The organism is Streptomyces sp. NPDC054847 (assembly GCF_053610925.1).
In genome coordinates this window covers 1-8,089 of the sequence record NZ_JBSGZJ010000325.1, presented here as the reverse complement: position 1 = coordinate 8,089, position 8,089 = coordinate 1, and the positions used below count along the sequence as shown (strand labels likewise).

Sequence of the window (8,089 nt, the reverse complement as noted above, 5' to 3'; positions counted from 1 at the left end):
CCGCCGGGCGGCGCCGCGCTGCCTACCGGTCGGACACCTCGCGCAGCACGCCTGTCTTGTCGATGCGGTGCTCCGGGTTGCCCTTGTCGTCGCGCCAGAAGTTGCCCGCCGCGTCGTCCTCGGGGGTCGCGCAGGTGGAGAGGGTGATCATCGCCTTGGTGGGCCGCTCGCCGGGGTGGCCCGGTACCGCGGCCCGCTGCTCGGCGAGCGAACGCTCCGAGCGGAACGACGTCTGACGTGTCTCGGTGATCACGTACTCGTACACCGAACCACCCGCGGTCACGAACACGGAATCGCCCTTGTCGAGCGCCGGGAGGTCCCGCATGGGTCCGCCGGCGGAGAGGCGGTGCGCGGTGACCAGGTAGTTGCCGACCTCGCCCGGTCCCACGCCGCCCCGTTCGCCGTACGGACTCGCGGCCACACCCCGGTTCTGGATCCGGGTGCCCGGCCAGTCGTCGGTCGTGCCCTCGTACGGCACGACGCGCAGGTCCTCCAGGCCGATGGCCGGGACGGACAGCACCGCGGTATCGGTGCGGGGATCGAACGCCGGGGCCGGCGGTTCCGTGGAGACGGGCGCACCGGAGCCCGGGGCGGTTGTGGCGGGGCCCGGTACACCGGCCGTGGCCGACGCCGGTGCCGCGGCGCTGACGGCGGCCTTGCCGGACGTGCCGGAGCTTTCGGCCGCTCCGGCGCCGGCACAGCCGGTGAGGAGGAGGGCCACGCCGGCGAAGGTGGCGGGTGCTGTTCGGGAGAGCATCATGGGCAGCCGGAATCCGTAGCCGGGAACGGCAGGCACGACGGAGCCGCCGTTGCCTGTATACGCTGAAAACACCGCGATCCGACCAGATGTTCCCCTCGTCCGTCAATGCCCGCCGCCCCGGCCCCTCGCTGTCAGTGCCCCGTGCCAGCATGGGGACCGTGACGAACCCGGCTCATCTACGGCAGCTGCGCCTCGCGAAGGACGCGATGGACCGCGACTGGGCCGAGCCGCTCGACCTCGACGCGATCGCCGCCCACGCCGGATACTCCCGCTACCACTTCGTCCGCGCCTTCAAAGCCGTGTACGGGCAGACACCGGGCCAGTACCTGTCCCGCCGCCGGGTCGAACGGGCGGAGGAGATGCTCCGCACCGCGAACCTCTCCGTCACCGAGATCTGCACGCTCGTCGGCTTCACCAGCCTCGGCACGTTCTCCGCCCGTTTCAAGAAGCAGACCGGACTCTCACCGAGCGAGTACCGCGCCAAGCATGTGGGCCGCGGCGCCGCCCTCATCCCCGGGTGCTACGCGATGCTCTGGGCCGGCGGTTTCTCCCCGTCCCGTGTTCCGGACAGGCCCAGCAATTCTGAAGAAGCAGGCTGAGGCCCCCGCTGCCTACGGTGGCGGGGCCGCAGAAACCTCTCATCCAGGAGCACGAAATGATCAAGGGCCTCGCCATCTCCACCGTCTGGGTGCTCGACCAGGACCGCGCGAAGGAGTTCTACACGCAAAAGCTCGGCCTCGAGGTGCGTACGGACATGACCATGGGCGAGGGAGGCATGCGCTGGCTGACGGTGGGCGCCAAGGACCAGCCCGATGTGGAGCTGACCCTGATGGTGCCGACCGCGTCCGCCATGGACCCCGAGTCCGCCGAGGCCATGACGACCCTCGTCTCCAAAGGCGTCCTCGGCGCGGGTGTCCTCGCCACCGACGACATCCACGGCGACTACGAGAAGCTCAAGGCACGCGGCGTGGAGTTCCTCCAGGAGCCGCAGGAGCGCCCTTACGGCACCGAGGCGATCTTCCGCGACGACTCGGGCAACTGGTTCTCGTTCACCCAGCGCCGCCAGGGCGGCGACATCGACCCCGGCAAGGACTGGGCCTGCTGACACGTCCGGGCACCGGCCGGGCCGGCGTGAGGACGTTCCGGACGCGGCGGGCAGCGCCGGCGCGGGGCCTCACGCCTGTCGGGCCGGAGCGGGTCCGGCCTCCAGCGCGTACAGCAGCTGCTGTGTCTGGGCCGCGAGCCCGCCCACCGCGGTCGCCGTCTCATGGTCGTCGTGCGCCAGCAGGTGGCGCTTGAGCAGGCGATGGGCCTCCCAGGCCCGGCGCATCGCCTCCTTGCGCACCTCGCCGTCGGGCGGCGGGGCGACGGCCAGCGCGGCCCGGTCCGCCTCGCAGACGTCCGCCATGGCGCGGAAGAGCTCAGGCAGGCAGCGCAGGGCGGGCTCGGGCGGCGAGGCGAGGCTGCGCCACTCACCGGTCGTGTCCACCAGGGTCGCCGTGACCGACTCGAGCCGGTCGGCGAGGTCCGTCCAGTACGTGTCCCAGTGGCCCGGCGGCGGGGCCGGGTGGCGCCGCAGCCGGTGCCCCGGGTTGAAGCGGTAGCTCTCCTGCGTCCACCCGCGGGCGCTGCGCAGGTCCTGGACGGGGCCGCCGAGCCGCCGGGACCCCTCGTGCCACTGCTCGGCGCTCGTACGGTCGTGGCCGTTCTCCACGTCGTCGGCCATGGCGCGCAGCAGATCCGTGCTGTCACGGCCGAGCCGGTCCAGGCTGTCCCGCACATCGCGGAGGTGGACCGGGGGCAGGACCAGGGCGTTCACGCCGATGCCGATCACCGCTCCGACGAGTGCCTCGAATAGGCGGTGGGCGATGGCCGTCCCGGAGAAGGAGCTGTACGCGAGCACGAAGATGGCGGTCGTCGGCGCGTAGACGCCCTGGTCGCCGAAGCGCGAGTAGTTGCCCAGCAGCACCGCCGGTGGGAGGGCGAGGGCCATCGCCGCCATGATGTTGCCGGTCAGCGCGGCCGCCCCGGTCGCCAGCAGCGTGCCGAGCGCGATGACGACGAGTTGCTGTGTTCCGGCCCGGAGCGAGCGGTAGACGGTGCTCTGCACGAGGACCACCGCCGTCCACGGGGCCATCAGAGCCATCGGCGCCTTCCACCACCAGCCGACCAGCGCCCACGCGAGAACGGCGGCGCCGGCGGCCTTCAGCGACTGGACCGCCAGGTCCCGCTCGGGCCCGGCCTCCGTCACGGCCCTGCGTACGGAGGTCCACACCGCGGACAGCTCCCACGCCGCCCAGCGCCGCAAGGCCACCGGTCACCTCCACTTCGTGCACCGTCACCGGCCGGCCCGGCCGGACGCGACAACCATCACGGCGTCACAGGGTCCATGCACGTGTAACCAGCGGACGTCCGCCGAACCCTCCCGCTCCGCGCCGACGGTCGCAGCCGTGCCCCGCAGGCGCGGTCAGCCGACGTCGCTCAACAGCCGGTACGCGGGTGGCCACGAGCCCGTCCCGCCGGTGGGACCGTCGGGTGGAGAGCGCGGCCGGCGCACTGCCCGTGTCCGGGCGGAAGCCGATGACCGCCTCCCGGCCGCTGGTCGCGCCGAGCACGCCGGGCCCGGCGTCAGCAGATCACGTTCAGCGCGCCCGGCTGGACCCTGACCGTCACGGGAAGGGCCGCGTCGACCTCGCCGTCCGCGCCGTACGGCACGCTCCGGTCGGCCTCGATGCGGATCTCCCGGCCCCTGAGGATCTCCACCTGCGGGCGCTCGAGGTGCGCCCCCGTCTTCAGCTCGTTCATCATCGCGAAGAACAGCCGCTTGGGGGCGTGACCGATGACGACGACGTCCAGCAGGCCGTCGTCGAGCCGCGCGCCCGGCGCGATGTTGCGACCGAAGCCGTAGAAGCCCGAGTTGGCCGCGACGACCGTGTAGCCGCGCCGTTCGTGCTCGGTCCCGTCGACGGTTATGCGGTACGTGGCGGGCCGCCAGCCGAGCACGGCCCGCAGACCGCCCGCGTAGTAGGACGCGGCGCCCCGCAGCAGCCGCGAGGCGTTGGCGTGGTGGTTGGCCACCGCGTCCACGCCCGCGTACACGCTGCCCAGCACCGACGTCCCGGCGTGGACGGCGGAGGTGACCTCGATGGTGTCGACCGGCCGCGGTGAGCCGTTCAGCAGCAGCTCCGCGAGCTCCTCCGTCCGTGAGGGCAGGCCGAGCGCCCGGGCGAAGTCGTTGCCGCGCCCGGCGGGGACGACACCGAAGACGGCGTCGGAGCCGCTGAGCGCCCCGCCGACGCGGCCGGCCATGCCGTCACCGCCGACGGCCAGCACGACGTGCCCCTGCCCGGCGGCCTGCCGTGCCACCTCCTGGGCGTGCTCCAGACTGCGGCTGTACTGCGTGTCGAAGCGTGCCCCGGCCTCCCTCAGGAGGCGGGCCAGCGGGAGCAGGGCCGCCGTGCCGCTCGACCCGCCCGCGGCGGGATTGACGACGGCGGTGAACTGTCGCATGAATGCGCCTCCGGAAGGCAGTGGGCCGGTCAGCGGACGGGGATGAGCACGCCGGGGTTGAGTGTCCCGGCCGGGTCGAGCTCGGCCTTGAGGGCCTGAAGGATACGGACCCCGAGCGGGCCGATCTCCCGCGCGTACCAGTCGCGGTGGTCGGTGCCGACGCCGTGGTGGTGGCTGATGGTGCCCCCGGCCGCGATGATCGCGTCGTTGGCGGCCCGCTTCGCCGGCGCCCAGTGGGCCACCGGGTCGTCCCCCTGCGCGCTGACGACGGTGAAGTACAGCGACGCGCCGTTCTCGTACACATGGGAGATGTGGCACATCACCAGGGGAGGAGTTCCGGCCTCGGCGAGCGTGCCGGTGAGCGCCTGGCGCACCGCCTCGTAGAGCCCCGGCAGGGCGGACCAGAAGCACGCCGTCTCCAGCGTCTCCGCGAAGGCGCCCGCGTCGAGCAGCGAGTCGCGCAGGTAGGGCGCGTTGTACCGGCCGTGCGCCCAGCGCTCGCCGGGCTCCTCGCCGACGTACTCGCCACCGCAGGCGAGCAGCACCTCCCGGGCCCGGGCGCGCCGGTCGGCGGTGTCCCGCGCGGTGCCCTCGTAGCCGGCGATCGCCATACAGCCGGCGGGTGTCCCGCCCTCCTGCGTACTGCCGATCCGGTCCGGCTGGGCCAGGCCCACGAAGGTCTCCGTCTCGTCCGACAGGCGCAGCACGGTCGGACGGGGGCCGTCCTGGGCGAGCCTGCGCAGGGCCGCGGCGCCGGCCTCGAACGACGCGAAGCGCCAGCCCTCGTAGACCCGGGTCTCCGGCAGCGGCCGGACGCGTACGGTCACGGAGGTGATCACCCCGAGCGCGCCCTCGGAGCCGAGGACGAGCTGCCGCAGGTCGGGGCCGGCGGCGGAGCGCGGGGCCCGCCCGACCTCGAGGGTTCCCTCCGGGGTGGCGAGGGTGAGGCCGAGCACCATCTCGTCGAAGCGGCCGTAGCCGGCGGAAGCCTGGCCGCTGGAGCGGGCCGCGGCGAAACCGCCCACGGAGGCCCACTCGTAGGACTGCGGGAAGTGGCCGAGCGTCCAGCCCAGCTCGCCGAGCAGCTCCTCGCACCGCGGTGCGCGCATGCCCGGCTGGAGGACCGCCGTGCGGGAGATCTCGTCGACGGAGAGCAGCGCGTCGAGCCGGCGCAGGTCCAGCGCGACGAAGCAGTGTTTGCCCTCGGGGGCCAGCCCGCCGACGACGGACGTGCCGCCGCCGAAGGGGACGACGGCCACCGCGTGTTCGGCGCACGCCCGCAGGACGGCCGTCACCTCGTCGTGGCTGCCCGGCAGCACGACGGCCGCCGGGATGTCGTCGACCTCGCCGGCCCGGATGCGCAGCAGGTCGGGTGTGGACTTGCCACGGGTGTGCCGGACACGGCTCTCCGCGTCGGTGCGCACATACGCGTCCGAGCCCACGCACTCGGTGAGCGCCGCGCGTGCGGCGGCGGTGAGCGCGGACGGCGGGACGTCGATCGCCTCGAGCGAGGCAGGGCCGCTCTCGCGCGGTGTCACGCCGAGCAGATCGCGCAGCAGGCCGGTCACCGTGTCCGGCAGCGGGGCTGCCTTGGCCGGGTCGCCCCAGCCGCTCCACAACATGTCCACTGGGGCTGTTCCTCACCATCGGTTACGCGGGGTGTTCGCGGGGCGTACTGCCGCGCGGCCTGCACTGGCATTACACTGTGACAGATGACGCCCATTCGTCACAACCACTCGGACGGAGATGCCGTCCTCGACGCGGCACGCGACTGTGTCCTCGCCGTCGGCGTACGCCGGACCACCCTCACCGACGTCGCCCGGCGCGCAGGGGTCTCCCGCATGACCCTGTACCGCCGCTGGCCCGACGTGCGCACTCTCGTCGGCGACCTGATGACCAGGGAGTGGATCGCCCTCGCCGTCGGCGCCATGCCCGAACCGGAACCAGGCGCCCCCGCACGACGGAGGCTGGTCGAGGGCCTGGTCGGCGGCGTCACCGCCTTCCGCGCCCACCCGCTCTTCCACAAGATCATCGACGTGGACCCCGAGCTGCTGCTCCCGTACATCCTCGACCGGCGCGGCGCCAGCCAGGACGCGCTGCTGGGACTCATCGCGGGCGGCCTGGCAGAGGGCCACGCCGACGGCTCGGTGCGCAGATCCCACCCCGACCGGCAGGCCCGCTCGCTGCTGCTCGTCGTGCAGTCCTTCGCGCTGTCCCTGCGCACCATGACCGAGGAGGACGAGCCCGAACTCGCCGACACGGCCTTCCTCGACGACCTGCGGACCATCCTGGAGAGGACCCTCACACCATGAGCCGCCCGAGCCGTTCGAGCCGCCCGGACCGTGCCGCCGGGGCGGCAGCCGGGCCCCCGCTCCAAGCACCGCGGGCGGCGTCCCTGAACGCCGGACGCCGCAGCCGAGAACTGGCCCGGCTCGCCGAAGGCGCCACCGTCGACGTCCTCGTCGTCGGTCTCGGAGCCACCGGCGCCGGAGCCGCCCTCGACGCCGCCTCCCGCGGACTCACCGTCGCCGCGATCGACGCCCACGACCTCGCCTTCGGCACCTCACGCTGGAGCTCCAAACTCATCCACGGCGGCCTGCGCTACCTCGCCACCGGCCACCTCGACGTGGCCCACGAGAGCGCCGTCGAGCGCGGCATCCTCATGGAACGCACCGCCCCCCACCTCGTACGCCCGCAGCCCTTCGTCCTGCCGCTCACCCCTCTCGTCTCCCGCGCCCAGGCCGCCGTGACCTGGGCGGGGCTGCGCGCCGGCGACCTCCTGCGGGCCTCCGCCCGCACCTCGCGCACCACCCTCCCCGGACCCCGCACGCTCTCCGCCGTCGAGACCCGGCACATGGCGCCCGTGCTCCGGCCGACGGGGCTGCGCGGCGGCCTGCTCTCCTGGGACGGCCAACTCACCGACGACGCCCGCCTGGTGACCGCCGTCGCCAGGACCGCAGCCGCCCACGGCGCCCACATCCTCACCCGGGCCCGCGCGCTCGCCGTGAGCGGAACCGGCGCCCGCGTCCGCGACGAACTCACCGGTGAGGAACTGGAGATCCGGGCCCGCACCGTCATCAACGCCGCAGGCGTATGGGCGGGCGGCCTGGTCGACGACGTCCGGCTGCGACCCTCCCGCGGCACCCATCTCGTACTGCGCTCCGAGGACTTGGGCGGCCTCACCGCCGGCATGCACATCCCGATCCCCGGGGAGTCCAACCGTTTCGTCCTCGTGCTGCCGCAGGGCGACGGCCGGGTGTACGTCGGACTCACCGACGAACCGGTCGAAGGGCCGGTGCCCGACGTGCCGGACGTGCCGGAGACGGACATCGGCTTCCTTCTCGACGTCCTCGGCTCGGCCCTCGACGTACCCCTGCGCCGCGACGACGTGGTCGGCGCCTTCGCCGGCCTGCGGCCGCTCCTGGACACCGGCCCGGCGGCAGGCTCCGCCGGATCCGGCCGGACGGCCGACATCTCCCGCAGGCACGCGATCCTCACCTCGGCCGGCGGTGTCGTCACCGTCGTCGGCGGCAAGCTCACCACCTACCGGCGCATGGCCCAGGACGCGGTGGACGCCGCACTCGTCGCCGGCGGCGTGAGCGCCGGCCCCAGCCGCACCGCCGGCCTGCCCCTCGTGGGGGCCGCCCCGGCGGGCGTGCTCGCCCGCCTCGAAGCGCCCCGGCGCCTGGTCCGCCGCTACGGAGTGGAGGCACCCGCCGTCCACGCCCTCGGCCTCGCGGACCCGGCCCTGGCCGCGCCCGTCGTCCCGGGCCACCCCGTCACCAGGGCCGAACTCGTCTGGGCGGTACGGCACGAGGG

The 8,089-nt window shown here is 73.9% G+C and carries 8 protein-coding genes; 4 read left to right on the top strand and 4 right to left on the bottom strand.

Translation table 11 applies throughout. The features are described 5' to 3' along the window. Window positions 1-22: 22 nt before the first annotated feature. Entirely contained in the window at window positions 23-760 is a 738-nt protein-coding gene (locus ACWGH4_RS25860) for a class E sortase (RefSeq protein WP_453465194.1), read from the bottom strand. A gap of 149 nt (window positions 761-909) precedes the next feature. Here ACWGH4_RS25860 and ACWGH4_RS25855 point away from each other — a divergent pair, with 149 nt between their 5' ends. Both ACWGH4_RS25855 and ACWGH4_RS25850 read left to right on the top strand, forming a co-directional pair. Beyond that, complete coding sequence (locus ACWGH4_RS25855; protein WP_453465191.1) at window positions 910-1,359, top strand: helix-turn-helix transcriptional regulator; 450 nt, start codon at window positions 910-912, stop codon at window positions 1,357-1,359. 56 nt (window positions 1,360-1,415) lie between these two features. Beyond that, window positions 1,416-1,865 carry a VOC family protein gene (locus ACWGH4_RS25850; protein WP_453465188.1) on the top strand — a complete coding sequence of 150 codons (450 nt, stop codon included), beginning with the start codon at window positions 1,416-1,418 and terminating at the stop codon, window positions 1,863-1,865. Window positions 1,866-1,934: 69 nt separating this feature from the next. Here ACWGH4_RS25850 and ACWGH4_RS25845 read toward each other — a convergent pair whose 3' ends face one another. From ACWGH4_RS25845 to ACWGH4_RS25835, 3 genes are all read right to left on the bottom strand, one after another. Beyond that, window positions 1,935-3,074: an FUSC family protein gene (locus tag ACWGH4_RS25845; protein ID WP_453465185.1), complete on the bottom strand. Its 1,140-nt coding sequence runs from the start codon at window positions 3,072-3,074 to the stop codon at window positions 1,935-1,937. A 314-nt stretch (window positions 3,075-3,388) separates the two neighbouring features. Beyond that, a complete protein-coding gene (locus tag ACWGH4_RS25840; RefSeq protein ID WP_453465182.1) occupies window positions 3,389-4,270 on the bottom strand; it encodes a diacylglycerol/lipid kinase family protein in 882 nt (293 codons plus the stop codon). A 29-nt stretch (window positions 4,271-4,299) separates the two neighbouring features. Next, window positions 4,300-5,898 carry an FAD-binding oxidoreductase gene (locus ACWGH4_RS25835; RefSeq protein WP_453465179.1) on the bottom strand — a complete coding sequence of 533 codons (1,599 nt, stop codon included), beginning with the start codon at window positions 5,896-5,898 and terminating at the stop codon, window positions 4,300-4,302. Between the two features lie 84 nt (window positions 5,899-5,982). Between ACWGH4_RS25835 and ACWGH4_RS25830 the strand changes: the two genes are divergently transcribed. Together ACWGH4_RS25830 and ACWGH4_RS25825 are read left to right on the top strand one after the other, a co-directional pair. Beyond that, window positions 5,983-6,582 carry a TetR/AcrR family transcriptional regulator gene (locus ACWGH4_RS25830; RefSeq protein ID WP_453465176.1) on the top strand — a complete coding sequence of 200 codons (600 nt, stop codon included), beginning with the start codon at window positions 5,983-5,985 and terminating at the stop codon, window positions 6,580-6,582. After that, on the top strand, window positions 6,579-8,089 hold a 1,511-nt coding region (locus ACWGH4_RS25825), incomplete at its 3' end, for a glycerol-3-phosphate dehydrogenase/oxidase (RefSeq protein ID WP_453465173.1). The genes ACWGH4_RS25830 and ACWGH4_RS25825, both read left to right, overlap by 4 nt.